This is a genomic window from Polynucleobacter sp. HIN6 (assembly GCF_030297575.1).
Taxonomy (GTDB): Bacteria; Pseudomonadota; Gammaproteobacteria; order Burkholderiales; family Burkholderiaceae; genus Polynucleobacter.
In genome coordinates, this window is record NZ_AP028137.1 from 1,823,500 (window position 1) to 1,850,487 (window position 26,988).

Consider the following 26,988-nt stretch of genomic DNA (forward strand, 5'->3'; position numbering starts at 1 on the left):
AATTAAAATACTTCGTTAGTTTTCATGTTGCTCAACGCTATTTCAGATGCCTTTTTCCCATAAAGCCAAAACATAATTGGTGTTAAAAAGGTATCTAATAAGGTGGAACTGATAAGCCCAGAGAAAATGACTACCGCTACCGGATGCAATATCTCTGTACCAGGACGCTCTGCCTCAAATAACAATGGCGCCAAGGCAAAAGCTGTAACCAAAGCTGTCATTAATACAGGACTTAAGCGCTCAATTGATCCGCGAATGATCATTTCCAGACTAAACGATTCACCTTCTGACTGCATCAAATTTAGGTAATGGCTAATTTTTAAGATTCCGTTACGCACAGATATTCCTGCTAGCGTGATAAATCCTATTAATGCAGCAATCGAGAGTGGCTGGCCTGAAATCCATAAACCAATCACTGCTCCGACCATAGCCAATGGAATATTAGACATAATCATTAAAGATAAGCGTATGGACTTATAGCGGTTATTTAAAACCGCAAACATCAAAAGAAATGATCCAATTGATAGCAAACCAATTACTTTAGATGCCTCTTCTTGCGCTTTAAATTGACCATCCAAGGTGATAAAGTAACCCTCTGGAAGAGTCTGATTAGAAATAACAGCTCTAATGTCAGCCACTATATCCGACAGGGCACGCTTTGATGCATTAGCCGATAAGACAATTCTTCGCTTACCGCCGTCTCTGCTAATTTGATTTGGGCCATCCCCATCCTCAATGCTAGCAATTTTTGAGAGTGGAATTTTTCCATTTGGCGTATCAATCAAGATATCAGCAAGACCTTCTAAATTTCTTGCTGAGTCTGGTAACTTGATCACTAAGGCAAACCGTCGATTACCTTCAATAATTTGTGAGAGTCTCTCCCCCTCAACCATGCCCTGCAAGGTGGCCATAATCTGAGATGTTGAAACCCCGTATTGCGCTGCTTTATCGTAATCAATTCGGACCTTAATTTGTGGCGCTAAAACCTGCTTTTCTATTTCTAGATCAACTAAGCCTTCAATGCCCGCTAATTTGGATCTCAAAAGATCGGCTTGGCTACGCAGCACATCTAAATCATCGCCAAAAATCTTAATTGCAATTTGGGACCGAACTCCTGAAAGCATGTGATCTATTCGATGTGAGATTGGCTGACCGATCGCAATTGCAGCGGGTAAGTTAACTAATCTTGACCTGATATCTGCCTGTATCTCAGCCATGGAGCGATCTAAATCACCCGCAGGCTTTAAACCAACATCTAACTCGCTAACGTGTACACCTTCCGCATGCTCGTCCAACTCTGCGCGGCCACTCCTGCGTCCAACATAAGTCACTTCAGGAACCTGCCTGACTAACTTTTCTGCTTGGCTAGCTACGCCTGCCGATTCAGAGAGAGAGACACCAGGATTTAAACGCAGTCCGATCAGTAAAGTCCCTTCGTTAAAGGGCGGTAAAAATGAGCTCGCCATAAAGGGAACACTGGCAGCAGCTACTATGACAGATGCAAAAGCATACATCAGAGGCTTTTTAGGCGTCGTTAACAACCTTGATAACTGAACCTCATAATGGCTTTTAAGCCAAGTGACAATCTTTGTATCGTGATCCCTCAGGGACTGCATTGAGGGCAGCAGGTAAAAGCAGAGTACTGGCGTGATAGTGACTGAAACTAAAAGTGATGCAAGAGTAGAGACTATAAATGCAATACCCAAAGGCGCAAATAGTCGCCCCTCTATACCTGGTAGTGCAAATAATGGGATGAATACCAAAACAATGATGGCTGTAGCATAGATAATTCCGGTTCTTACCTCAAGCGAGGCGGCTCTCACAATTGCTAGTGGACTTAATCGATCTAAAGATGCTTTATCCAGGTTTACTCTTAGGCGACGAATCACGTTTTCCACATCAACCACTGCATCATCAACCAGGCCGCCGATTGCAATGGCTAAGCCTCCTAAAGTCATCGTATTAATTGATAAACCAAAATACTTAAAAACCAGAGCAGTTAACAGAATTGAAACTGGAATTGCTGTTAATGAGATGAGAACTGGACGAATTGTTCCTAAAAAGAAATACAGCACTACAGCAACAAAAATTGATGCGCCAATGAGCTTACCCTCTAAAGTGCTAATGGATGCATCAATAAAGCTCGCCTGCCTAAATGTTACTTTCGGAGCATCCATGCCAGTTGGCAAACCCTGCTTTAATTCTGTAATAGCCGATTCAATCTTTTTTGTTAGCACTACCGTATCTGCTGAAGGTTGTTTTTGTACACCTAGAATGACTGCTGGCCCACCTTCATAACCGGCATCGCCTCGCTTAACTGCTGGTGCAAAAGTAATATCGGCAACTTGTCTTAAAAGTATTGTTTGTCCGTTGCGGTTCGATACGGCAATGTTCTTTAAATCTTCAAGGCTAGAAGTTCGCCCTATATGACGAATAAGATATTCACGATTATTGGACTCAAGAAATCCACCAGACGTATTTGCAGAGTAGCCCCGCAATGCATCTTCAATCTGCAATATGCTAAGACCTAGCTCCGCCATACGACGAGTATTCGGTTGTACTTGAAACTGCCTGACTTGTCCGCCAATAGGAATGACTTGCGCTACCCCGGGGATAGCCATCAACCTAGGTCGCAGAACCCAATCAGCATACTCGCGAACCTGCATGGATGAAATCTTAGCTTCATCAATCGGAATGGCAATTTGCATAATCTCACCCATGATCGAACTAATGGGCCCCATACGCGAAACAATGCCATCCGGAATTGCTCCGTCCATAGATGAGAGTCTTTCTGAAACCATTTGTCTGGCGCGATAGATGTCTACAGACCAGTCAAAAGTAACGTATATGAAAGAAAGGCCAGCGCTAGATACCGAGCGAATGGCTTCTACTCCCGGTAAACCATTCATAGCCGTTTCGAGTGGGAATGTAATGAGTTGTTCAACTTCCTCTGAAGCCATTCCGCCAGACTCAGTCATGATGGTGACAGTAGGCTTATTCAAATCGGGAAAGACATCCACAGGCATCTTGCTTAAAGTGTACGCGCCATAGACCATAGATATAACACTGAGCAAAATCACTATCATGCGATTTTTTAAGCTGAAATCTAATAACCAAGTAAACATGTCTTAGTCCTTAACGAATTTGATTGATGAGTGATACCCCATCAGTAATGACTCGTTCACCATCTTTAATGCCGCTAGTGATAACAATGTTTTGACCATCTAAAGGCTCATATATAACTGTTCTGGGCTCAAATATTTCTGGAGACTTTTTAATCCAGACAATTGTTTGGTTCGAGCTACTTTTGACTAATGATTTTGAAGGCGCCTTTACTCCAGTGACTTTGCTATCGGTATTTACAAACACTCGAATGGGCTGGCCTATGGGTAAAAATTGGAGATCATCCGATTTAGCAGAAAAAGTAAGAGGTAAAGCTTGCTCTCTTAAGGTCTGTCCACCACCAAGATACTTGAGCCCAATCACTTTGCCATTAACATCCACTTTGCCATCAGCAATGTTCTTACTCAGACTTGAATCATAGGCAAGCGCTTCTATTAATAGCTTGGATGGATTAACGACCTCAAAGATTAGATCTCTTGCTTGCACTACTTGGCCAGATACGACACCCGTAGTAGAAATAATTCCGCTGACTGGGGCTCTTAATTCCTCGTTTGCGACAGCCGCCTCTGCCTCTTCAATAGTCTTACGTGGAACCGTATCGCTAAGATCTCTCAAACGCTTCAGTCGACTTTCCGCAAGTGATCTTGATTTTCCTGGGCCAGCCTCTGGCGTTACATACGCCAAGACATCGCCTTTACTTACCTTCTGTCCGGGCAATGGAAAACCAGCTGGTCCCGGCGTAATACGGCCAGCAACAATCGCCTGCACTTTACCGCCAAAGTTGGGATCCATGATGACTTTTCCAGCTAAATCATAGGTTTTGGCATATTCACCGAACTGGCCAGGAGTTGTCATCACTTGTAACTGGCGTTGCGCAGGCTTGGGAATAAAAAGGCTGCCGTCCGACCGTCTTTTCGGGACGTCGCCCTGAACTTGGGATGCTTCCGACTCGCCATGACCTTGCCCAGCATGAACCTTAAAAGCAAATAGCGTCACAGATAAACCAATAAGGACAATAGAGCGAAATCCAAAATCTCTTTGTTTGCGATTCATACCCGCTCCTTTATTTGTTTAATTAATTTTTTTGCATGCGTCATCAACACCTCTTTCTTACGATAAGAAAAATAGGCGACTGCCATCAAGAGGCTGAAATAAAGCAAGATCTTTATTGCTGATTTCCAAGAAATCAATGAGGAGTGCTCAAAGGAACTTAGATCGATAGTGGCTGCTAGTATGTCGGTAACACCATCATCGTTAACCGTGATGGTGATCGCAGTAGGCTGATCTTTAATTTTATTTTTTAGGCGAAAAAGATACTCTCCATCACCATGGGGCTCTGAACTAATTTTAAAGCCCTCAAGCTCAATTTCAACCTTAGCTCCTTTGACCAATTCATTGGAGGAGTAGCGATCTAGGTAGAGTGTGATTTCCTTTCCATTGATCACTCCTACCGCCTCATAGAGATCAGATTCAGCATAAAAGCGAGGTGATGCTTGAGTTTGTATCGTAGTGAGTTTTTCCTCCCCATGATCATGACCAGGCCCTGCATAAGCTACCGATGTGATTGTCAGAGATAGTGCAATTAATAGTTTTGATGACAACTGAGTGTATTTATTTAATAAATTCATAGCTAAAGTGACCTTACTCTGGTAACAGACCTAAAGCCTGTCGTAAATTTGAAACTGAAACTGCATAATTGATTTTTGCAATCGCTGCCTGTCTGCTTGCATCTACTGCTTCAAGCTCAATACGTAATCTTGTAGGTAAATCGGTTTCACCAAGGCGAAATGATTTATCAAAAAATTGACGCGTTTCGTTGGCTAAGTTAGACCTCTTATCTGCAGCGGCAAGCTTCATTTGTGCTGACTTCACCAAAGCCGCATTTGACTCCACATTATTTAATACAGACTCTCGCTCATAGGACAATCGAATCTCTGAATCCACCATCTCAGCAGTAGCACTGGCCAGTCTATTGGTATTACGAGCATCTGAGCCAAAAGGAATCACTAATCCAATAGCAACCGATTGCTGATACGGAACGCCATAAACTTCACGGCCCTTTGTAGTCCATATCTGCAATTGTGGAGAAGCCCGAGTTTGAGACTTTGCCAAGTCAACTGCCTTTTTAGCAACCTCTAACTGATCTATAAGTGCTACAACGATTGGTAAACTAGAATCTAATCCTGATAATTTTTCAGGAACTTTTGGTAACGGTTCAATATTTTTATCTATGTCACCAAATTGAATTTTCCTAAAGTACTCACTTCCCAACAGAGACCTTACCCTTTGCTCAGCATTAATGACATTGGCCTGCGCTTCGACTAAAAAAGCTTCTGATGATGCGAGGGCCCCATTGGCCTGATGAAGATCTGCGCGAGATAAGTCTCCAGCCTTAAATCTCTTTTCAACATCAAGAGCTAAGCTCTTTGCATTCTCATGCCTACGTAGCGCTAAATCAGACTCAATTTTTGATTTCTGATAATTCCAATAGGCATCCCTTACTTCTGCTGCAATTCTCAATTGGGATAGATAGTATTGAGACAAAAGCTTTTTATATTCAGCATCCGCTAAATTAATTGAGCTTGACCGCTCATTCCATAACCACAGCGGGATATTTAAACCCAGTATGGTTTCACTGGCGCCTTGATTACTGTTAGCTCTATCGGTCTTTTGCGACACTTCCACCGAAGCTGGGCTCACCAAAAGGCTGCTAGCAATTTTTTGCCTAGCAAGCGCGGCCTCTACTCGATACTGATAGGACTTAGAGTCAGGTTGGCGCTCCCATGAGGATTCATAGAAGGACTTTAGGGCTGATTCACCTTTGCGCTCACCATTAGCCAGTGCTATTGGCGATCCCAATATAAAAACCAATCCAGTAAATTGAATGACGCAGCGACGAACTACGCCAGAATATTCTCGCAACATAAAAACTCCATTTGTTTATTCAAAACAGAGTTAGCGAGAGGAGAAGAATTAGGTTGAGGCTCTCGCTAACTTAGGCGAGACCGAACCAATTGGGTTTTTCAGGAGGGGGAGGAGAAATATTGACTAAAAACTCCACTCGAGTATCTTCATAATGAAAGATGTTAGTGGCAATTGAAATGATAAAAGTGGAATGCAATGCTGGAGAATGTGCTAAGTGACAGACTCCACAATCAGAATCGTAGCCTGTAGAGTCGCTAGCTGAGGCAATACTGGCTGGTTTCTCATGCTCGTGATGAGAAACATGAGAAGTTGCTGCTTGCTCTTCTTGGCAGTAAGCAGCAACCGTAGCATAGGAGGTTTGAATCGATAAAGCTAGCAGGGCTAGGATTATCAAGATTTTTCTCATAAACTAATTAAATCATATTTCCATTTATTTCGCATTAAGAGCTTTTCCACGTAATTCAAATGGATTAATCATTCAAATAGCTGCTATCTTACTCGAGCCCCGTACCCCAAAATAAAAGCCAGCCCGTAGGATGGCTTTGGAAGCGATTCAGGTAATCAGGCTGCTGTATTGCCACAAACTGTTGAATACCCTAATGACTCTGGTGAAAGAGGCGGCTCAACAATCTCAGAAGGTCTGCTATTGGCCGATAGCTGCCATTGAGCGTCCAGTAACTAGACGCCTCTCAAAATTGTTCCACCTGGAACAGACATAAACAGCCCTCTATCTATCGAGGCTGGTGGAGTGAGGGCGACGATGTCCAAACCTATTTCAACCTCAATATCCGAATTGCCCCACTTAATACCAAGAAACCAATAGCTAAACCAATAATCCAATCGGGAATCGGGCTATTAAACCAAGCTACCAATACACCAGCAATAATCACTCCCAAGTTAGCTAGAACATCATTGGCAGAAAAGATGTAGCTTGCCCGCATGTGGACTCCATCATTCTTGCGTTTGTAAATTAAGAATAAGCAAGTGACATTGACCGCTAAAGCCAGCACAGAAATCCAAATCATCGTATTAGCTTCAGGCTCTGCTCCTGTATAAATTTGATAGCCCGCTCGCCAAATTGCACCTGCTGCTAAAAATAGCTCAACCACTCCAGCCAGCTTTGCGGCGCTTAACTTATCTATTGCCGCTTTGCCTACCGCATATAAAGCTACCCCATAGACTGCTGCATCAGCGAACATATCCAAAGCGTCGGCAATTAAGCCCGCTGATTGCGCCAGCCAACCAGCAATGATTTCCACAAAGAACATGGCGCCATTGAGTGCTAACAGCCAAACTAAGACTTGACGCTCTCTAGCTGTTTCTTCTTTATCTTGAACTTGTGTGGGCACCGAATTAAGATATCTACTACTCTGAATGCTTGCGCCAAAATTTAATGACAATAGCTTTTCTAGAACTTGATTGGGGTCTTCTGAGTGGCAAATCACCACTTTGCGATTAGGAATGTCAAAACTCATTGAATGGGTTACCAATGAGCTTAATGCCATACGAATCATCTGTTCTTCGGATGGGCAATCCATCGCTGGCACTAGAAAAGTGGTTTCAGTAACAGTAAAGATCTGGTCAGAACTCATACCTCAATAGTGTAGCGGAATTACAGCGTCCCGTAACTAGACGCTCAATAAACTTGTTCCATTTAGAACAGACAATAATCGATCCTCTATCTATCGAGGCTTGACTGGGTTGGCCCCTTTACCTTGGATAATTTCAAATGGCTGATAGTCTCTTTCCAAATCTTGATGGGTTTTTTCCAAGAGATCTTCGAGATGTCCAGGGGTCATACAGCCTGTTATTACCAGGAAGAATGATTCTCCAAATTTTGCCTGTATAAGAATTAAATTTTTATCATCAGAGAGCGAGAATTTATATTCAAACTGGTTATTCAATATAACCCTGTTTCTACTAAGCTCAGGCGTCACCCCATTAATGTGACTCAGCATTTCAAATACTTTATGGCCGCCATCTTTAATAACATTTGCATTTGTAAACCAATTGAGCGCCAGACAATCCTCATTTTTAAAAATAAGCCCTGACTCAAAATATGTAATTCCTTTGGCCAACTTCTTCGCAAAAACTCTAATCGCCGCTCTTGTTTCGTCATTGATGTTTAAAACACCCATCTCTTGATGAGTCATTCCTGTGCCAGGTTCAATGCCTAGTTGGCGATTGTTTGCCCTTGCTTCAGTCGCTGAAGGCAAAAAGGTTTTGTAGAACTCGGGCCTTTGTCGGTTTAAAGCCTTCATCATTCCCACCAACTTGCCATCAGAATCGCCAAACTTTGGAGAGCCCATTCTTGCAATTACAGCAACAATCAAGTCCTCATCAGATGAATAGTTATTGCATGGGACACATGATGGAAATTCAAACCCATCAGGAGCAGTTCGATTTTGAAATAATGCGCGAGGAGGGCAATGCTCAATAGTTGTCGCATTTACAGTTCCGCCACAAAAAATACATTTCTTGTGTTGACTCAGAAATTGCTGCAATTTTCTTTTTCGCTCTCCCATAATGAAACTCTGCTATGCGCAATACAAACAGGAAAAGTATTTTCGGTCGCCAACTCAACGCTGTCGATGCCGCATGGGCGATATCTGAAACCACTCGGAGCCAAGAGATTCGGTGCCGATTGGGCAGTGAGTCTTGCTGTGCTTAGCGTCAATGTGCAGAACTGTTGTAGTCCTCTATCCTACGTTTTCAGTCCTCTGCTCTACCGACTGAGCTACCAGGCCAAGAGTTGAGATTATATAGGATCAATCACTCTTGCCTGATAGGTCAGGTGGGGTTGAGTTGTCTTTTAAGCGAACAGGGCTGATTTCACGCAATAAAAACTGTCGAACCCAAACCTGCGTCCTACCAATTAGTGAAATACTAATATAGACTCTGTCTTGGGCTTATCACACCGCACGCATTTCGGATAAACTTTTTCTATAGATGAATGAAGGGAATCCCAGTGAATAAACTAGAAAAAATCATGTACACCGCCAAAACCCACACCACCGGTGGTCGGGATGGTAAATCGGTTAGCGATGATGGCTTATTGAACGTCAATCTGGCACTCCCTAAAGTAATGGGTGGTACTGGAACCGCCACAAATCCCGAGCAACTGTTTGCGGCAGGCTATTCGGCTTGCTTTATCGGCGCACTTCGGCATGTGGCAGGATTAAAGAAAATTAAAGTACCCGATGGGATAGCAATTGATGCCAGTGTTGATATCGGCCCAATCCCTCAAGGATTTGGTATTGCTGTGAAATTAATGATTTCATTACCAGGACTGGATCGAGCGGTTGCTCAAGACCTGATTGATACGGCGCATCAAGTATGCCCCTACTCAAACGCTACGCGGGGTAACATAGAAGTCACTTTAGCGCTAGTCTAGAAATCGACAGCAAAAGATGGTCCTTTGTATTACAGGAGATGTTTGTATGGATAAACCCGAGTTCTTAGCGTTACTCAAAGAGCGTGGGTTTCCTGATCCTGTCCTCGTAGAATATCCAGCAAATAAAGGCTTAGATATTCATACCCATAATTTTGAGGCTTTAGCACTCATCATTGAGGGATCCATGACCATTACAACCGATGGCGTTCGATCAAATTATTCAGTGGGCGATATTTTCCACTTAAAGTATCAACAGCCCCATGAGGAAAGTTATGGTCTTCATGGTGTCAAATATCTTGCTGGCAGAAAGTAGTATAAAAATTAGACTATTGAACAATCAAAACGTAACCACACGCACAGTTTGTCCTTTAAAAGGACATTTTGTAACACGCCTGATTTTTGCTATCGCTAGATACCTGAAATCGCGGTGGAATTTCCGTCAGAACGGATCAGCAGTCCTCTGCTCTATAGAACGAGCTAAGTTAAGAGTTAGGCCCATAAATCGTTACTCTTGCTTTTTGGTGACATCAATACCGAGTGCTTTTAGCTTGCGATAGAGATGGGTTCGCTCAAGGCCAGTGAACTCTGAGATACGGGTCATGCTACCCCCCGTGACCACCATTTGGTATTCAAAATAGGCCTTCTCAAAGAGATCGCGCGACTCACGAAGTGGCAGGGAGTAGTAGCTTTTTGCAATTCCGCTAATGTATTCATCCTGATTCGTAGTTTTAGGTAAATCAATTGATTTGGGCTGGGCTTGAGGTTCTAGTTCGTCTGGTTTTTTCAGGGGAGCGCGCTCAAGAGCCTTACTGACTGTCTTTAAAAGCTTCTGGAGCGCGATGGGCTTTTCCAGAAAATTAAGGGCGCCAATACGTGTTGCTTCAACAGCCGTATCAATAGTTGCATGACCAGACATCATGACCACTGGCATCGTTAGCAAATTATCTCGAGCCCACTCTTTTAATAAAGTGATGCCGTCAGTGTCTGGCATCCAAATATCGAGGAGTACCAAATCGGGCTCCATTTGCTCTCGCACTGCTCTTGCCTGATTGGCACTCTCAGCGGGATATACCGTATGACCCTCTTCGGTCAATATCTCGTGTAATAACTCACGGATGCCCATCTCATCATCAACTACCAAAATGCTCGCCATCGTTAGGTCGCCTCTTTAGCAAGCTTTACAAACAAAATAGATACTTGGGCGCCCAATACATCGTCTCCTTGTTTGCGATTACGGATCTCAATTTTTGCACCATGATCATCAATAATTTTTTTCACGACCGCCAATCCCAATCCAGTTCCCTTAGCCTTAGTTGTTATATAGGGCTCAAATGCTCTTGCTAATATCTTAGCCTGAAAACCAGGCCCACTATCAGTAATCGTCATGCGCACTGCAGATCTATTTTGATCGGCATCTTGAATTTGCACAAGCTCCGTTGTGATCTCGATAAGTTGTTGAGGACGATTGGTTTCTAAACTAGCATCTTGAGCGTTTTGTAAGAGATTATGAATTACTTGCCGCAATTGCGTTGGGTCGCCCATGACCCGCGGGCACCTGGAATCCAAACGAACCTCGATGTTGCTGCCCTCATACAAACCCATCACCTCTTGAATCAAACCATTTAAATCAAGACTTCCCAAGGCTGGGCTAGGGGTCTTAGCAAAATCCCTGAACTCATTAACCATCTGCTTCATGGCTTGTACTTGACCAATAATAGTATTAGTGCTGCGCTCGATCATCTCGTCTTGGTCGGGGCTTAATTTGCCAACGAGCTTTTGCTGCAGGCGCTCTGCCGATAACTGAATTGGCGTGAGTGGGTTCTTAATCTCATGCGCCAAGCGCCTGGCGACTTCACTCCATGCGATCGAACGCTGTGCCGCAATCACGTCACTAATATCATCAAACACAATCATCTTTAGGCTGGGGGAAAGTTGGGTTCCACGTACAAATAGGGTTGAGCCAAGATCGTTCTCGTACTCATTAACAGGGTGTACCTGAATTTGCTTTTGCCAAACTAACTCGGCTTTGTTAGCTTCCCCTGTTTTGGCAGAGGTAATTAAATTTTGGGTAGCAAAGCCCTCACGGACTGCGCCATCAAACTCAGCCAGCTCAGCAACCGAGTTAAGGGGCTTACCAGTAATGGGCAACAGGTCTTGCCCCAAAATCTTAGCCGCCCCGGGATTGCTAGATGCCAAATTAAAGTTGTTATCAAAGATACAAACGCCGGCTGTTAAGTTGCCCAGTACGGTCTCCAAAAACGACTTTGATTCCTGGAGCGAATCGCGCGCATCCGAGAGCTGCTTGGTCATGACATTAAATTGACGGGTCAGCATGCCCAGCTCATCACCAGTATCAAGTTCAGGCTTGGGGCTTAGATCGCCCTGTGCGACCGCCTGGGTTCCACGTAAAAGCATTAACAGCGGTTGCGCCAACTGACGACCTAAGAGAAGTGCCAAAGTCACTGCAACAAATAGAGCAAAAAATAGTGTGAGAGTGAGCGTGCCGATATACATCTTGCGTAGCCCAATACGCCCCAGTGCTTTCTCTTGGTATTCGCTATAGGCAGACTCAACCGCATAAATATTTTTGGCTAATGGCTCCGGAATGAATCGAACCAGCTGCAAGAAGTACTTATCGTCGACGTATCGTGAGGCACCGGTCTTGGTTGGAACCGCTTTTTGGCGAACAATGGGGACGATTGCGCGCACGCGGTATCCAGGCTGCCCCTTGGTAAGCTCAATTTCATCGAGGAAGGTGATGCCGTTTTTCTGAAAGGCCTCAGCTACGACCTCGGCACTGGGCGCCGGGAAAAATTGTTTCGGTCTGGATTCAGTGCTGAGAATCAAGGTGCGCTGCATATTAAATAAGCTCACCTCCTGTATCCCAAACTGATTGCGTATCTTGGCAATCATGCTTCCCACCTGTTCGGAGCTCGTGCCTGGCGGAACCTGAACTACCTGCTCCGCAATAAACTTTCCCTCCGCCAGAATTTCTTCTTGGGCAATGCGCAAGGTCACGCGTCCTAATTCCAAGCCGGAGTTCAGAGCAGACTCCACCTTGACGTCAAACCAGGTCTCAATACTTTTTGAAACGAATTGCCACGATACGCTATACAAAATAAGGCCTGGCACTACCCCAACCAAAGCAAAAATCATGGCGAGCTTCGCAATTAAACGCGTACCAAATCGACCCTTGCGCCAACGAATGCTAATAACCACCACCAAAATAATGATGGTGAGTAAGAGCAAGATACCCACCACAATATTGGCGGCATACAACCAAATGAAATATTGATCAAAGAACTCAGTATTGGATGTAGCGGTTGATAAGAGAAGCAGCAAAATCAAGGCAATCAGACCGCTTAATAAAGTAACCAGCGGCAAGGCTCTGCGCTTAATAAAGTCTTTATTGCTGAGGGTAAATACAGGGCTCATTATTTACGCCCCGATACAGAGGTCATCGATGCGTTAAACGGAAAGCGCAACCACTCTCCGCTTAAAGACCAGTCTCGACTATTGAGCGCGTCCACCTGAAAAGGTTTTGGTAGCTTTCCAAGATCTAAGGTCATTCGTAGCGCAGCCTCGTATTGCTTATCGGCATCAATCGCTGCAGCCTCAATCACGCTCCAGCCACCAATCGTGCCAGCGATGCGCAATGCCTCCACTAATGAGCTCGCATTTAATGCCAACCCTCCAGCATTGATGCGGTATTGATTAATCAGTGGTTGATGCGATAGGCGAACTTGACGCTGAACATTGACCGCTTTTTCATCAAACCAATACCAACGACTGCGGGTTAATTCAAACTGAACCAGGAAATGAAGTGTTACCCCTTTTTTTAGGGCATTTTCTAGGCCGGGTGGTAATTCAATTCCAAAATTGGCGTTTAATAACCAAGCGCTTTCAACCTTTTCCAACTCTGCCTGCTTCACCTTGATGACTTGTGCTTGGGCAGGGCCAGTCACGCACACCGCGATCAGGCAAGCCAGTCCCCACAAAGAATGTCGTAAGAAGGTGGTCATGGTTGATGCTTTTTTAATAAGCCATAAAAAAATCCATCGTGATACTCGCTTGGCAACAACTGGCCTGGTGCTTCTAATCGTAAAGCATTTGGGTGGTCTTTCACAAACCGGGCGATCTGCTCTTCACCCTCTTCAGGAAAAATAGAGCAGGTTAGATAAAGCAAGGTGCCGCCATTCTTTAGCATTGCCCAGGCATTCTCAAGAATGACTCGTTGAGTCTTGACCAAGCGCTCAAGGTCCTCAGATCTGCGTAAAAAGACAATGTCAGGATGACGGCGCACAATTCCAGATGCGGAACAAGGAACGTCCAAAAGAATCTTGTCAAATAAATTGCCGTCCCACCAATCCTGTTGACCGGCATCGCCTGTCATTACGCGCACTTGATCATTAAGAAGCCGAAGTCGAGTAAGCGTATGCTCTATTTTCTTTGCACGGTCTGCATCAATCTCCAGCGCAATCAATTCTGCGGGCTTGGCGTCAATTGTCTCTAAAAGATGTGCGGTCTTTCCTCCGGGAGCAGCACATGCATCTAGGAGCCGTTCGCCTTTCTGTGGGCTAAGTAGAACTGGAGCAAGCTGAGCCCCGGCATCCTGAACGGATACAGCCCCCTTCATAAACTCGGGCAACTGGGAAACCGGTAGCGGGACATCAATGATCACCGCGCTCTCCAACGGGACACCAGCGAGCTCAGCAATGGTTTGATAGGCAATGCCCGAACCCTCTAACTTCAAACCATAATCAGCACGCGTATTGACCATTTGATTGACCCGCAAGGTGAGCGGGGGTAGCGATTGTTGATGGCTACAAATGCTCTTCCACTGTTCTGGGTATGCTTTCCGAATCCGCCCTAACCACCAATCTGGGTAAGGAAGTCCAAACTGAATGTTCGGAGCGCCATTGTTTTGCACTGCAGTGGCGACTTTGCGCAATACAGCATTGATTAGCCCTTGGGCATGCCTTGTCTTAGGCGACATCCCGCCCGCCTTCACTGCCTCATTCACAATCGTTGGAACCGCGTATTGGTTTTGAGCGCGCCCTTGATTCATGATCAGCATTGCTGCAACCGTCAGGAGCACATCAATTTCCTTGCTTGGCTTTTTACTCACATACTTTGAAGTGAGCGCTTGGGAGCGATTCCAATTGCGCAAGGTTGCATAGGCTAGGCTTTGGATTGCAGGTCGCTCTGTTTCATTCAATTTATCGAGCAGCGTACTTAATGAACGCCCCTCGTGTACAACTTGCATCACGATTTTTTTAGTCTCCAGCATTAGCTGGGCGAGAGGGGTGCTGCGTTTAGCGGCCCCATCATGATTGGAGATCTTAGACAGGATGGCTTCCCGTTCGCGCCATCTTCATCAGGATCGCTGTGCTGACTAAATTAAACATGACTTTATTTCCATTATTTTCAAACAGGCCAACCTGAAATCCGTTCAAGACTTCTCAGGAAAAACATTGCGTCTTCTCTTTGGGCCTTCCTAAAAACCACTGCCGACCTGTGATCTTTTTACCCCCAGCATTTTGTACCTCAAGCAGCTCAATCGCGCGATCCCCGCATTGGACCAGAACCCCTTGCTCACCCTCTCCCAAAATCGTGCCGGGTCTTGTATCAACTGCGTCTTTTGAGGTCTTCGGTACACGAGTAAGCCAGACTTTTACAAGCTCACCCTCAAGCTCTGTGCTTGCGCCAGGCGCTGGATTGAGCGCGCGCACCTTGCGATCAATCAGCTCGGCTGCGCTCGACCAATCCAGTTTTGCCTCACTCTTCAGAATCTTATGCGCATAGGTCACCCTATTTGGATCCTGAGGATGCAATATTAAGTCGGTAGTATCAGCAATTAATTTCAAGGCCTTAACAATTAACTCACCCCCCAATTGGGCTAAGCGGTCGTGGAGAGTTTGAGTAGTATCGTCATTTGTGATCAACAATGCTTCGTCGATTAAGACAGGGCCAGTATCTAAACCTGGCTCCATTTCCATAATAGCTACTCCGGTCTTGGTATCACCCGCCTCTATCGCTCGCTGAATGGGGGCCGCCCCGCGCCAACGTGGCAGTAGCGAAGCATGAATATTAAAACAGCCCCTGCGACCCGAACGCTTTGCCATATCCAAGAATGCTGCAGGCAAAATGAGGCCGTAGGCAACCACAACGATTACCTCGAAATCCATCCGGTCTATTGCGGCTAGTGTCTGCTTGGCCTCCTCTGACAGCTTTTCATCCTTATTCTGCAAATGCAGGCTTTGTGGTTGCAGCACCGGAATATGGTTGGCCTTCGCAAGACGTTTGACCGGGCTCTCTTGTAATTGCAAACCGCGTCCCGCAGGACGATCGGGCTGAGTTAGAACAGCCACCACTTCGTGACCCGCTGAAAGTATCGCGGCCAATGCGGTAGCGGCAAAGTCTGGGGTGCCGGCAAAAATAATTTTCATGATGTCTCGCTTAGCGAAGACCAACCATTTCTTTTGCCCGCTTTTTGAGTTTTGCTGAAATCCGATTCTGTTTTAAGGGTGACAAATACTCAACAAATACTTTGCCCTGCAAGTGATCCATTTCGTGTTGCAGACAAACTGCCAATAAACCATCCGCCTCAAGCTCAAATGCCTTACCATCTTGGTTTAAAGCCTTCACTCGAATTCGCTCAGGGCGCTCTACCTCATCAAAAAATTCAGGAACGGATAAACATCCTTCGCGCCATGATTTCTTTTCAGGGCTTGCCCACACCACCTCTGGATTAATGAATACCATTAACTGACCCCGCTCCTCAGAGGTATCGATCACAATAATGCGCTCATGAATATCGACCTGAGTGGCCGCAAGCCCAATCCCTGGTGCCTCATACATGGTTTGTGCCATGTTCGCGACAATGGTCTGGATTCGCTCATCTACGGCAGCTACCGGCTTGGCAACCTTATGTAAGCGTGGGTCAGGGTAATGAAGGATGGGTAAGACAGCCATATTTCAATTATCTTACAAACAAATCCGTTTGGCCCTCTAGTGAAGCCTTTTTACTATCGCAACAATGAGGGATGCAAAAGCAACTCCAAGCAAATGCCGATTTTCAAATTCAATCGATTACACAAGGCTCTTCGCTTTATCCAAAACGCTTATTGGATCTGAGCGACCCACCAAAAAGGCTTTTTTATATTGGGGACATTGGGTTACTGACACAGCCGATGTTGGCGGTGGTGGGGGCGCGCAAAGCCTCACCCACTGGGCTCTTATTAGCGCAGCGCTTTTCCAGTGCACTGGGTCTTGCCGGATATCGCATCATTTCTGGGATGGCTTACGGGATTGATGGCGCCGCACACCGAGGCATCTTGGACATCGGGGCAAGCTGTAAAACCATTGCGGTTTGCGGGAACGGGCTCGATCGAACCTATCCACCCGAACATCGCGAATTGGCCAGGCGTATTGCCGCCAATGGCCTACTGCTCTCAGAATATCCTCCAGGAACCGGCCCAAAAGGCTTCCATTTTCCAAGGCGTAATCGACTCATCGCCGCTCTATCTTTAGGTGTTGTGGTGATTGAGGCGGCCCAGAGATCTGGATCCCTAATTACAGCCTATCAGGCAAGCTCCCTCGGAAGAGAGGTTTTCGTTTTGCCTGGACCGATTACATCACCCCTTTTTGAAGGGTCTCACCAACTGATTCAGGAGGGGGCGAAATTAGTTAGGAGTGTTCAGGATGTGCTTGAAGAATTGCCCAATGTCCGCCCCCATTGAGAGTAAATCGATTAAGTTATTGAATTTAAACAGTTTTATCCTATCTTGTGGTTATGGATGCCGGGATTTGTTTGACTTTTTACAAAGACCTAGGCTAATAATAAAAAAGGGGTGAAGACGAGCTCTTTTAAAAAACCGTTTAAATTAGTCTTCCTTTTGGCCCTAATAGGGGTGCAAAAAACTTATCTTGATTAGGCATAGTGTGGCAACCAGTACAAAGTCGAGCAGTAAAAAAAATTTAGTCGCTGAGCACCCAAAAGCGCTCATCATTGCTGAAAAACCATCGGTAGCAAACGACATTGCTAAGGCCCTGGGCGGCTTTACCAAGCATGACGAGTATTTTGAGAGTGATGCCTTTTTGATCTCTTCAGCTGTAGGCCATCTCCTTGAAATTGCCGCCCCTGACGAATATGAAGTCAAACGGGGCAAGTGGTCCTTTGCTAATTTGCCAGTGATTCCCCCGCATTTTGATCTGAGGCCGATTGCAAAAACGGAATCCCGCCTTAAGGTCTTACAAAAGCTCATTAAACGCAAAGATGTAAATCGGATTATTAATGCCTGCGATGCGGGCCGTGAAGGCGAGCTAATTTTTCGCTTGATTATCCAACACGCCAAAGCTCCGCAAAAAATTGAGCGCCTATGGCTTCAGTCGATGACACCCACTGCGATTCGGGAGGGCTTTAGTAAGTTGCGCTCGGACGATGAGTTAATTCCCCTTGCGGATGCGGCTCGTTGCAGATCCGAGGCAGACTGGTTGGTGGGGATTAATGGCACCCGAGCCATGACCGCATTTAATAGTAAGAGTGGTGGATTTTTTCTAACAACGGTTGGGCGCGTTCAAACACCAACCCTATCGATTGTTGTCCAGCGCGAAGAACAAATTCGGAAGTTTGTATCCAAAGACTACTGGGAGGTCCGCGCTGAGTTCATTGCCGCGGCCGGGGTTTATGAGGGTCGCTGGATCAATCCTGATTTTAAAAAGGACCCCGCAGATCCTGACGCGCGAGAAAATCGCCTCTGGAGCGAAGCTGCCGCTAAGAGCATTGTGGCCGCCTGCCGAGGAAAAAAGGGAAGCGTCTCTGAAGAATCAAAGCCCGCAACGCAACTGGCGCCCCAACTTTTTGACCTCACGAGTTTGCAGCGTGAAGCGAACGCGCGCTTTGGTTTCTCTGCTAAAAATACCCTGGGGCTTGCACAAACCTTGTATGAGCGCCATAAGGTCCTAACCTATCCCAGAACAGATGCGCGTGCGCTCCCTGAAGACTATTTGGATACCGTTCAAAAAACTATTGAGCAGCTGGGAGGGCACACTCAAGAATACCGTCCTTTTGCGACCGCAATCCTCAAAGGCGATGGTAAAAAATCATGGGTCAAACCTAATAAGCGGATTTTTGATAACAGCAAAATATCGGATCACTTTGCCATCATCCCCACGCTCGAAGCGCCTAAAAGTCTAAGCGAGCCTGAACAAAAGCTGTATGACCTAGTGGTTCGTCGATTCTTGGCAGTGTTTTATCCTGCCGCCGAGTATCGAGTCACCACTCGCATCACCGAAGTGTCTGGCCATCAATTTAAAACTGAGGGCCGCGTCCTAGTTGAGCCGGGCTGGTTGGCTGTTTATGGAAAATCGTCTCAGGCAGATGATGAACTAGTGCCCGTCCAAAAAAATGAGTCTGTTCAAAACGAAACCGTTGAACTGGTCCCTTTAAAAACCAAGCCGCCAGCGCGCTACAGTGAAGCAACTTTATTGTCGGCCATGGAAAGCGCAGGGAAATGGGTCGATGATGACGAAATGCGTGAAGCAATGGCCGAAAAAGGTCTTGGGACGCCCGCGACGCGCGCTGCGATCATTGAAGGTTTGTTGGCAGAAAAGTACATCGTTCGTGAAGCCCGCGAGTTAATACCAACTGCAAAAGCATTTCAATTGATGACCCTTTTGCGGGGCCTAGATGTTGCTGAACTCACCCAACCCGACCTTACAGGAACCTGGGAACATAAGTTAGCGCTGATTGAAGAAGGCAAGCTTGATCGCAACACCTTCATGCAAGAAATTGCACAGATGACACAAAAAATTGTCAAGCGTGCAAAAGAATTTAATAGCGACACCATTCCGGGCGACTATGCCACTCTAAAAACCCCCTGCCCGCATTGCGGCAAGGCCGTGAAAGAAAACTATCGACGCTTTGCCTGCGAATCCTGCGGTTTTACGATTAGTAAAACCCCGGGCGGTCGAGCATTTGAGTACGAAGAGGTTGAATCTTTGCTTAAAGAAAAAACCATCGGACCGTTACAAGGCTTTCGTAGCAAAATGGGTAGGCCCTTTGCGGCAATTATTCGTCTTACAGAAATACCACTTGATGATGCGGATTATCCCAACGCAGGCTTCAAGCTCGAGTTTGATTTTGGCAACTCAGGAGGAGAGGATGAGGAAGCCGTTGACTTCACCGGCAAAGAAGCGCTTGGAGTCTGTCCAAAATGTTCTGGTGCGGTATACGAGGATGGCATGCGCTATGTTTGCGAACACAATACGGGTCCTGCTAAAACCTGTGACTTTAAAACTGGCAAAGTTGTCTTACAACAAGAAGTGGGCTCTGATCAAATTAAGAAGCTCTTAAAAGAAGGTAAAACTGATCTCTTAACTAACTTTAAATCCAATCGAACCGGGCGTGGCTTTAAGGCTTACCTGGCCTTAGATCCCAAGGGGAAAATTGGTTTTGAGTTTGAGGCTAAAGCGCCTGCCAAAAAACGCGCGGGCGATAAGAGTGAAAGTGATTCAGAGTCCAAACCAAAACGTGCAAGTCGCTCCAAAGCAAAATCCGACGAATGAGTAAGCGCCGGAATAAGGGCCGATGCAAGCGTTGACCAAAGTAATCCGCGCGAGCCAAGGGCGCTAGCAACATATAGGTTTGGTAAACCCGATACAGCACCTATGATCGGGAGTCGATCTTTGCTTACGCAACGCACGCCAACAAATTGATCAGTCACGGTTAGCTTGGTAGGATCAATTATGTGTGGTCTCAATAATCCCAGTGCCAGCCGACGATTGTGTTCATCGCTCGCAGCGCTTGGTTGTGTGCAATTCTGATTCTCATCATAAGTCGAGCCAACTAACCAACGATATGATTGGGTCTCTCGATTCCAAACCGGAGGAGTGCAATAGCCATCACCGGATAAGTTTATTTTGGGGATGTGCTCTAACAAATCGGACTGTCGGTCAATTCTAAAAATGCTAAGCTGGCCCCGCACAGGCTTCAGATAAAGCTTTTGACCAAATGGGGTCAAAAGATCTTGGGCACCAAAGGCATTTGCAAGGACAACTGTTTGTGCTGTCGCTATACAGCTGCCATTTTTATCCAAAGCGCACCAGAGGTCGCCTTTCCGCTCAAGGGATTCAATGGTCTTAGACCAAATAGTCTGTAATCCCTTGCAAAACAGAATTCGTTCTTTACATAACTTCGCAAGATTGATAGAGCCGGCGCCAGGAAACCAAACGCCTGCACGCCCAATCCCAAAACGCTTTTGAGCATTCTCAGCCGAAATGTATTCCCCAATGTCAGCCGTAATGCCCAATTGAGTTAATTTGTTTTGCAATGCCTCTTCATCAAAAGAGGCCTCGATCTTAGCAAGGGCAAAAACACCGCGCTGGCCCCATGCGCCAGCACAGTCAAGCTCGACCATCCGATAGGCGGCCAAGGCTAAACGATGTAATCTGCTAGCTGTGCGACCAAGAGCTGGATGCGTGATTGCGCCATCATGAGCCGATGTCGCTTGACCAGGTCCAGATGCACCATCGACAATACACACTGAGATGCCAAGGCGGTGATATTGATTAGCAATCGAGGCGCCAGCAATGCCGGCACCGATCACTAAAACATCAACCGGCTTGGAAAGCAAGTTGCTTATGCTTGAAAGCGACTGGCAATCTTGGTTTTAATTTCGAGCAGCTCTTTTGGTAAGCGCTTAGCCAATTTATCAAAAAGCTCTTGATGCAAATCGAGTTCGACTTTCCAATCATCAGCACGAACTGCAATAGATTGATTAAATTGCTCGGGCGACAAAGCTAAGCCATTCCAATTGAAATCTACATGACTTGGCGATAGGCCAAGTGGTGTTTCAGTTGCGCCCGCTTTGTTTTCGGTTCGGCCCAAGATCCACGCCAAGACGCGCATATTCTCACCAAAGCCTGGCCAAATAAACTTGCCATTTTCATCTTTGCGAAACCAATTCACTAAATAAATTTTTGGCAAGGTGGCGCCTTCTGCCTCAAGCTTCTTGCCCATATTGAGCCAATGCTGAAAATAATCGCTCATGTTGTAGCCCGCAAACGCAATCATCGCAAACGGATCGCGCCGCACGACACCAACCTTACCGGTAATCGCAGCCGTGGTCTCTGAGCCCATTGTTGCGGCCATATAAACGCCCTCGGTCCAGTTTCGAGCCTCGCTAACCAAGGGAACTGTATTTGAGCGGCGACCCCCAAAAATAAACGCGTCTAATGGAACCCCTTCCGGGTTATCCCAATTTGGATCAACCGCGGGGTTGTTGGTTGCTGCCGTCGTAAAGCGTGCATTAGGATGCGCGGCTAAGCGACCGGCTTTGCCATCTTCAGGCGTCCAGTCCTTACCCTGCCAATCAATTAAGTGACTTGGTGGGGTCTCCGTTAAGCCCTCCCACCAAACATCGCCGTCATCCGTGAGCGCCACATTGGTAAAAATGACATCTTCATTTAATGAGTCAAGGCAATTGGCATTGGTCTCGCGATTGGTGCCAGGGGCCACACCAAAATAGCCCGACTCAGGATTAATTGCGTAAAGACGTACCTGGCCAGTTTTTGGATCTTTGCGAGGCTTAATCCAAGCAATGTCATCGCCAACCGTGGTTACCTTCCATCCCTCAAAACCCTTGGGAGGGATCATCATTGAGAAGTTGGTTTTGCCGCAGGCTGACGGAAAGGCTGCTGCCACGTGGTATTTTTTTCCTTCAGGAGAGGTGACTCCTAAAATCAGCATGTGCTCTGCCAACCATCCTTGTTCGCGCCCCATGGTTGAGGCGATACGCAAAGCAAAACATTTTTTTCCTAAAAGGGCGTTGCCACCATAGCCCGAACCAAACGACCAAATCTCTCGCGTTTCGGGGTAGTGAACAATATATTTAGTTGGGTTATTAGGCCAAACCACGTCTTTTTCACCGGGGGCTAATGGCTTACCGACTGAATGAACGCAGTGAACAAACTCGCCATCGGTCCCCAATAACTCAAGAACCGATTTGCCCATGCGCGTCATGATGCGCATATTAATTGCGACGTATGGGCTATCGGATAGCTCAACGCCAATATGTGCGATTGGGGATCCGAGAGGTCCCATTGAAAAAGGAACGACATACATCGTGCGACCCCGCATGCAACCCTCAAATAACGGGGTTAGAGTTGCGCGCATCTCGTTGGGATCTACCCAATGATTGGTTGGCCCCGCATCCTCTTGATGGGTTGAACAAATAAAAGTTCGATCCTCAACACGCGCCACATCCATTGGATCCGAAATCGCTAAATACGAATTCTTGCGTTTTTGCGGATTTAGCTTCTTGAGGCTACCAGCCTTAACCAACAGCTCACACAACGCATCGTATTCGGACCGAGATCCATCGCACCAATGGATCTGATCGGGCTGGGTTAGGGAAGCAACTTCTTCAACCCATTGAATCAATTTTGTGTTCTTTACATATGGTGGAACATTCAAATTTACTGTGGCGGGATTGGCTGGTTTATTCATGGGACCCTCAAACGTAACCGTTTAATTTTTAAGAAGATTATTTAATGCCTGCGCAAAATTTATAACAATTTTAACATTTGTGTAACGTTAAATTGACTGATTATTTGCCAATGCAAAACTCACTGAAGATCTTGCCCAATAGGTCGTCAGGCAGCAGTTTTCCAGTAATTTCGCCGAGACAATTTTGAGCGCAATGCAACTCCTCAGCAAATAATTCCAGGGCACGATTACCGCCAAATCCATGCATCATGGCTTTTTGTAAATGATCCTTTGCAAGCCCGATGGCGCGAAGATGGCGGGAGCGCGCAGTGTAAATTCCGCCGCCTGCGTTTCCTTCCCACCCTGCAAAACGTAAGATTGTTTCTTGAAGCCGACTAATGCCCTCACCCGTTTTTGCTGATATAAAAATTTGTTTTACACCTAGCCCGATTTTTGTGTGACCTTCTTTTTGGCCCTCTAGCAAATCCAGCTTATTCATCACATCCAGAATATGAGCGCCTGGATGTACACGTTCCCTGACCGCCTTCTCAATGTCTACAAAATTTGCTTCGGGCGCCTGTGTAACGTCGTGTATTAATAAAACGATATCGGCTCTAGCAATTTCATCCCAAGTTTGGGCTACGCCGATTTGCTCTACAACATCATTAGACTCGCGAATACCAGCGGTATCAATCACATGCACAGGTATGCCATCAATTGAAATGTTTTCAATGATTCGATCGCGTGTCGTGCCCGCAATTGGTGTGACGATTGCTCGCTCCTCCCCTACCAATGCATTTAATAAAGAGCTCTTTCCGACATTTGGAGAGCCAACGAGTGCTAGACGAATACCATCGCGCAAAATTTTTCCTTGGCGCGAAGTTTGAATAATTTGTTCTAGATCGTTCATAATTTTTTCAAGGCGTTGCTGTGCGTTGGCGGCCTCAATAAACTCAATTTCTTCTTCAGGAAAATCAAGGGTTGACTCGACCAAGATTCGTAACTGTGTAATTTGATCAATCAATTCATTAATCTGATCAGAAAAGCGCCCTTGCAAAGAAAGGTTTGCTCCTCGTATGGCAGCATCAGTTTGAGCATTAATAAGATCAGCGATCGCCTCGGCCTGCACTAAATCAATCTTGCCATTTAAATACGCTCTCAATGAAAACTCGCCCGGCCCAGCGAGCACGATCCCTTCGGGGGCTCCAAGCTCCATGACGCGATTGAGAACCAATTGGGTGACGCGTGCCCCACCGTGGCAGTGAAGCTCAAGCACATCCTCGCCAGTGAATGATGCGGGCGCTTTAAAGTACAACAATAAAACTTGATCTATTTGCTCTTGGTGTGCATCTTTTAAAACCAAGTAATGCGCAAAGCGGGGCTTGGGTTCAGAGCCGAGAAATGTTTTGGCAAGCCCAATAAGATCGGGACCAGAAACGCGAACAATCCCAACGCCGCCAGCGCCCCCGGGGGTTGCTATCGCAGCAATGGGATTTTTATGCATTCAACCCCGATCCTTAGCGGCCTAATTGGCAGGTCGCTTAATAAACATTTGATTAATTTGCCACTGCTGGGCAATTGACAAAATATTGTTAACCACCCAGTACAACACCAATCCTGCCGGGAAGAAAAAGAACATGACGGAAAAGATGATCGGCATCCACAGCATGATTTTTGCTTGAAGTGGGTCGGGTGGCGTAGGATTTAAGCGCGTTTGCACAAACATCGATACGGCCATAATGATTGGCAAAATGAAATAGGGGTCGGGTACCGACAAATCCTTAATCCAAAGAATCCATGGTGCATTTCGCATTTCAACTGATGAAAGCAAAACCCAATAGAGAGCAATAAAAACAGGAATCTGCACAACCACCGGCAAGCATCCGCCTAAAGGATTAATTTTTTCTTGTTTATACAGGTCCATCATCGCGCGATTTAACTTCTGGGGATCGCCCTTAAATTGCTCGCGGAGATTCATTAATCTTGGTTGCACCTCTTTCATACGCGCCATCGATTTATAACTAGCCGCAGAAAGCGGGAAGAAAATTAATTTAATGATGAAGGTCAAAATAACAATTGACCAACCCCAGTTGGCTACGTAGGAATGGATTTGCTCTAAAAGCCAAAAAATGGGTTTGGCAATGACCGTGAGATAGCCGTAATCTTTAATTAAGTCAAAACCGGGGGCAATTTTTTCTAAAAGCGTTTCTTCCTGGGGGCCGATAAACAAGCGTGTGCTTTCCACATGGCTGGATCCCGCTGCAATTGCGGCAATCGGAATTTGTAAGCCAATTCGAAACAGGTTTTGCTCAACTTTTCCAACGTATACGTCTCTTGCTGACTTATCGCTTGGTATCCAGGCGCTTGCAAAATAATGTTGCACCATGGCAATCCAGCCAGGCTCTCCAGCAGGTATTTGCTTTGGAATATCCGCTTTATTTTTTTCGATATCAGAAAAATTAATCTTGATAAATTTATCTTTGTTGGTATATAGCGCCGGGCCAGTGAAGGTGCTGTAGAACTCACTGTCACTCACAGCCGAACTATCCCGTACGATTTCGTTGTAGAGAACCAGGCCACTTGGATTGGCCTGGTTGAGCTGAGTAATGCGATGTTCGACCTCAATAACATAACTTCCATCGACCAGATAATAGGTTTTTTCAAGACGAACTCCGCCACGCTCATTCACAAACGTTACAAACGATTTGTTATCAACGCGTCCGCTTTTGCTCACTACAAAGGAAACTGTGTGATTGGGTAATTCGTTGCTGCCCGCCGAGATGAGGCCCGATCGAACAAAGTATTGGTTTTGTGGAGTAATTTGCAATAAAGCGACCGGTTTTTGGTCGGGCATTAGTTGTTTCAACAGTTTTGCGCTGACGACGCTTGCGCCCGTTGCATTAATTTCGAGCTCTAGGACATCATTTTTAATGGTGTGTTTTTCACCGGCGGCTAAATTAGCCGCATTAAGCACTGGGGATTGCTGAGGAGCGGGTAGGCTCTCTGTCTTGGGAAGGTCAGCTGATTTTTGTGCCTGCCCTGGAGCAACAGCTGGGGGCTGAGTTGCGTTTGCAGCAGCGGGCAGGCTCTCGGGTACTTTGGATGGGCTTGGTGTTTGGCTCGAAGGCGTTAGTGGTGTTGGGCCAAAGAGCGCTTGGCGACCATCGTAGATAAGCCAATTGTTATAGAGCATTAAGCCCGAAATCGTTAATACCGCCCAAAGTAGTGTGCGCTTAATGTCCATAGTTATAGATTCGTTTCAATTAAGTTTTGTTTCTTCTGCTCATGATCAACTGGATCGTAACCACCAGCCGACCAGGGGTTGCATCGCAAAATACGCCAACTGATTTTACCGATGCTTTTTAACGTAGAGTGTTTCTTTAGGCATTCGCATGCATAGTCCGAGCAACTTGGCACGAAACGGCACTGCCCACCCACAAAAGGTGAAAATGTCAATTGATATGCCCTTACTAAATAGCCCAGCAATCGGTTCATGAAACCAAACCTTGTAGTTGGCTCTTAAGCGCTTGGTATTCTCGGTTACGAAGTCTTCCGCGTGTTGATCCGCCTACGGGTTTTTTTAATCGAATGACAAGCTCTACGAAATTACCATGGGTCTTGTTGCGAGTCATTTCTCGCGCGGCTCTTTTTAGACGATTGCGATCTACCGCCCGTTTGGCAAATTTTTTTGCAATTGCAAGACCAAGGTCGGGGATGCCATCCTTTTTTGATTCCGCATATATGGCCCAGGCTCCACTGCTTACTGGACTAGTTCGCAAAAGCGCCTGGATGCGTGCTGACTTCAATTCATTACACTGCTAGTCTTTTGCGACCCTTAGAGCGACGCGCATTGAGTACGGCTCTGCCGCCTTTAGTTTTCATGCGCACCCTAAACCCGTGAGTTCTTTTACGGCGCGTTACAGATGGTTGATATGTTCTTTTCATGATTTGTCCTAAGAAAACCCTCTATTTTCTCTATTTGCAAGGATAGCGTCAACTTTATATCCGGGTTTTGCCTAATTATTTTCACTAAACACTCTAGGCGTTTGATTTAAAT

Annotated in this window: 23 protein-coding genes and 1 pseudogene; 4 read left to right on the top strand and 20 right to left on the bottom strand. The window is 46.0% G+C overall.

What is annotated here, in order from left to right; translation table 11 throughout:
• Positions 1–2: 2 nt before the first annotated feature.
• The 7 genes from QUE66_RS09145 to QUE66_RS09175 all read right to left on the bottom strand — a co-directional run bounded on the left by QUE66_RS09145 (position 3) and on the right by QUE66_RS09175 (position 8,573).
• A complete protein-coding gene (locus QUE66_RS09145; protein ID WP_286223719.1) occupies positions 3–3,125 on the bottom strand; it encodes an efflux RND transporter permease subunit in 3,123 nt (1,040 codons plus the stop codon).
• A gap of 10 nt (positions 3,126–3,135) precedes the next feature.
• On the bottom strand, positions 3,136–4,176 hold the full coding sequence (locus QUE66_RS09150) for an efflux RND transporter periplasmic adaptor subunit (RefSeq protein ID WP_286223720.1): 1,041 nt from the start codon (positions 4,174–4,176) through the stop codon (positions 3,136–3,138).
• A complete protein-coding gene (locus QUE66_RS09155; protein WP_286223721.1) occupies positions 4,173–4,751 on the bottom strand; it encodes a hypothetical protein in 579 nt (192 codons plus the stop codon). Before QUE66_RS09155 ends, QUE66_RS09150 begins: the two co-directional genes overlap by 4 nt.
• A 13-nt stretch (positions 4,752–4,764) precedes the next feature.
• The gene (locus tag QUE66_RS09160; RefSeq protein WP_286223722.1) at positions 4,765–6,048 is read right to left on the bottom strand and encodes a TolC family protein; all 1,284 of its coding nucleotides are present in this window, start codon (positions 6,046–6,048) and stop codon (positions 4,765–4,767) included.
• 70 nt (positions 6,049–6,118) lie between these two features.
• Positions 6,119–6,454, bottom strand: coding sequence for a cobalt-zinc-cadmium resistance protein (locus tag QUE66_RS09165; RefSeq protein ID WP_286223723.1), 336 nt, complete (start codon positions 6,452–6,454; stop codon positions 6,119–6,121).
• Between the two features lie 364 nt (positions 6,455–6,818).
• Positions 6,819–7,640, bottom strand: a complete 822-nt coding sequence (locus QUE66_RS09170; protein ID WP_286223724.1) for a cation transporter — start codon at positions 7,638–7,640, stop codon at positions 6,819–6,821.
• Positions 7,641–7,730: 90 nt separating this feature from the next.
• Entirely contained in the window at positions 7,731–8,573 is an 843-nt protein-coding gene (locus QUE66_RS09175) for a hypothetical protein (RefSeq protein ID WP_286223725.1), read from the bottom strand.
• A 428-nt stretch (positions 8,574–9,001) separates the two neighbouring features.
• Here QUE66_RS09175 and QUE66_RS09180 point away from each other — a divergent pair, with 428 nt between their 5' ends.
• Entirely contained in the window at positions 9,002–9,442 is a 441-nt protein-coding gene (locus tag QUE66_RS09180; protein WP_286223726.1) for an organic hydroperoxide resistance protein, read from the top strand.
• 46 nt (positions 9,443–9,488) lie between these two features.
• Positions 9,489–9,755, top strand: a complete 267-nt coding sequence (locus tag QUE66_RS09185) for a cupin domain-containing protein (protein WP_286223727.1) — start codon at positions 9,489–9,491, stop codon at positions 9,753–9,755.
• 192 nt (positions 9,756–9,947) lie between these two features.
• Here QUE66_RS09185 and QUE66_RS09190 read toward each other — a convergent pair whose 3' ends face one another.
• From QUE66_RS09190 to def, 6 genes are all read right to left on the bottom strand, one after another.
• Positions 9,948–10,595 (bottom strand): response regulator, encoded by a 648-nt coding sequence (locus QUE66_RS09190; RefSeq protein ID WP_286223728.1) that lies wholly within the window; start codon positions 10,593–10,595, stop codon positions 9,948–9,950.
• A gap of 2 nt (positions 10,596–10,597) precedes the next feature.
• Positions 10,598–12,877 carry a sensor histidine kinase gene (locus tag QUE66_RS09195; protein ID WP_286223729.1) on the bottom strand — a complete coding sequence of 760 codons (2,280 nt, stop codon included), beginning with the start codon at positions 12,875–12,877 and terminating at the stop codon, positions 10,598–10,600.
• Complete coding sequence (locus tag QUE66_RS09200; RefSeq protein WP_286223730.1) at positions 12,877–13,464, bottom strand: DUF4390 domain-containing protein; 588 nt, start codon at positions 13,462–13,464, stop codon at positions 12,877–12,879. The genes QUE66_RS09195 and QUE66_RS09200 overlap by 1 nt, the downstream gene beginning before the upstream one ends.
• Positions 13,461–14,732: a 16S rRNA (cytosine(967)-C(5))-methyltransferase RsmB gene (gene rsmB / locus QUE66_RS09205; RefSeq protein WP_286223731.1), complete on the bottom strand. Its 1,272-nt coding sequence runs from the start codon at positions 14,730–14,732 to the stop codon at positions 13,461–13,463. Before rsmB ends, QUE66_RS09200 begins: the two co-directional genes overlap by 4 nt.
• Before the next feature lie 172 nt (positions 14,733–14,904).
• Positions 14,905–15,891 (bottom strand): methionyl-tRNA formyltransferase, encoded by a 987-nt coding sequence (gene fmt / locus QUE66_RS09210; RefSeq protein WP_286223732.1) that lies wholly within the window; start codon positions 15,889–15,891, stop codon positions 14,905–14,907.
• A 10-nt stretch (positions 15,892–15,901) separates the two neighbouring features.
• Positions 15,902–16,417 (bottom strand): peptide deformylase, encoded by a 516-nt coding sequence (def, locus tag QUE66_RS09215; RefSeq protein WP_286223733.1) that lies wholly within the window; start codon positions 16,415–16,417, stop codon positions 15,902–15,904.
• Between the two features lie 71 nt (positions 16,418–16,488).
• On the opposite strand from def, the gene dprA reads away from it, so the two are divergent.
• Both dprA and QUE66_RS09225 read left to right on the top strand, forming a co-directional pair.
• A complete protein-coding gene (gene dprA, locus QUE66_RS09220; protein ID WP_286223734.1) occupies positions 16,489–17,184 on the top strand; it encodes a DNA-processing protein DprA in 696 nt (231 codons plus the stop codon).
• Positions 17,185–17,386: 202 nt separating this feature from the next.
• Complete coding sequence (locus tag QUE66_RS09225; protein ID WP_286223735.1) at positions 17,387–20,011, top strand: DNA topoisomerase III; 2,625 nt, start codon at positions 17,387–17,389, stop codon at positions 20,009–20,011.
• On the opposite strand, the pseudogene QUE66_RS09230 reads toward QUE66_RS09225, so the two are convergent.
• The 7 genes and pseudogenes from QUE66_RS09230 to rpmH all read right to left on the bottom strand — a co-directional run.
• A pseudogene (locus tag QUE66_RS09230) lies at positions 19,981–21,051 on the bottom strand (FAD-dependent oxidoreductase); the annotation flags it as partial. The gene QUE66_RS09225 and the pseudogene QUE66_RS09230 sit on opposite strands and share 31 nt — an antisense overlap.
• 32 nt (positions 21,052–21,083) lie before the next feature.
• Entirely contained in the window at positions 21,084–22,952 is a 1,869-nt protein-coding gene (locus QUE66_RS09235) for a phosphoenolpyruvate carboxykinase (GTP) (protein ID WP_286223736.1), read from the bottom strand.
• 100 nt (positions 22,953–23,052) lie between these two features.
• The gene (gene mnmE / locus QUE66_RS09240) at positions 23,053–24,435 is read right to left on the bottom strand and encodes a tRNA uridine-5-carboxymethylaminomethyl(34) synthesis GTPase MnmE (protein WP_286223737.1); all 1,383 of its coding nucleotides are present in this window, start codon (positions 24,433–24,435) and stop codon (positions 23,053–23,055) included.
• A gap of 21 nt (positions 24,436–24,456) precedes the next feature.
• Positions 24,457–26,175: a membrane protein insertase YidC gene (gene yidC / locus QUE66_RS09245; protein ID WP_286223738.1), complete on the bottom strand. Its 1,719-nt coding sequence runs from the start codon at positions 26,173–26,175 to the stop codon at positions 24,457–24,459.
• Between the two features lie 2 nt (positions 26,176–26,177).
• Positions 26,178–26,426 carry a membrane protein insertion efficiency factor YidD gene (gene yidD, locus QUE66_RS09250; protein ID WP_286223739.1) on the bottom strand — a complete coding sequence of 83 codons (249 nt, stop codon included), beginning with the start codon at positions 26,424–26,426 and terminating at the stop codon, positions 26,178–26,180.
• Positions 26,423–26,737, bottom strand: coding sequence for a ribonuclease P protein component (locus QUE66_RS09255; protein ID WP_286223740.1), 315 nt, complete (start codon positions 26,735–26,737; stop codon positions 26,423–26,425). The genes yidD and QUE66_RS09255 overlap by 4 nt, the downstream gene beginning before the upstream one ends.
• Positions 26,738–26,741: 4 nt before the next feature.
• Positions 26,742–26,876, bottom strand: a complete 135-nt coding sequence (gene rpmH / locus QUE66_RS09260) for a 50S ribosomal protein L34 (RefSeq protein WP_108509260.1) — start codon at positions 26,874–26,876, stop codon at positions 26,742–26,744.
• Positions 26,877–26,988: the final 112 nt, after the last annotated feature.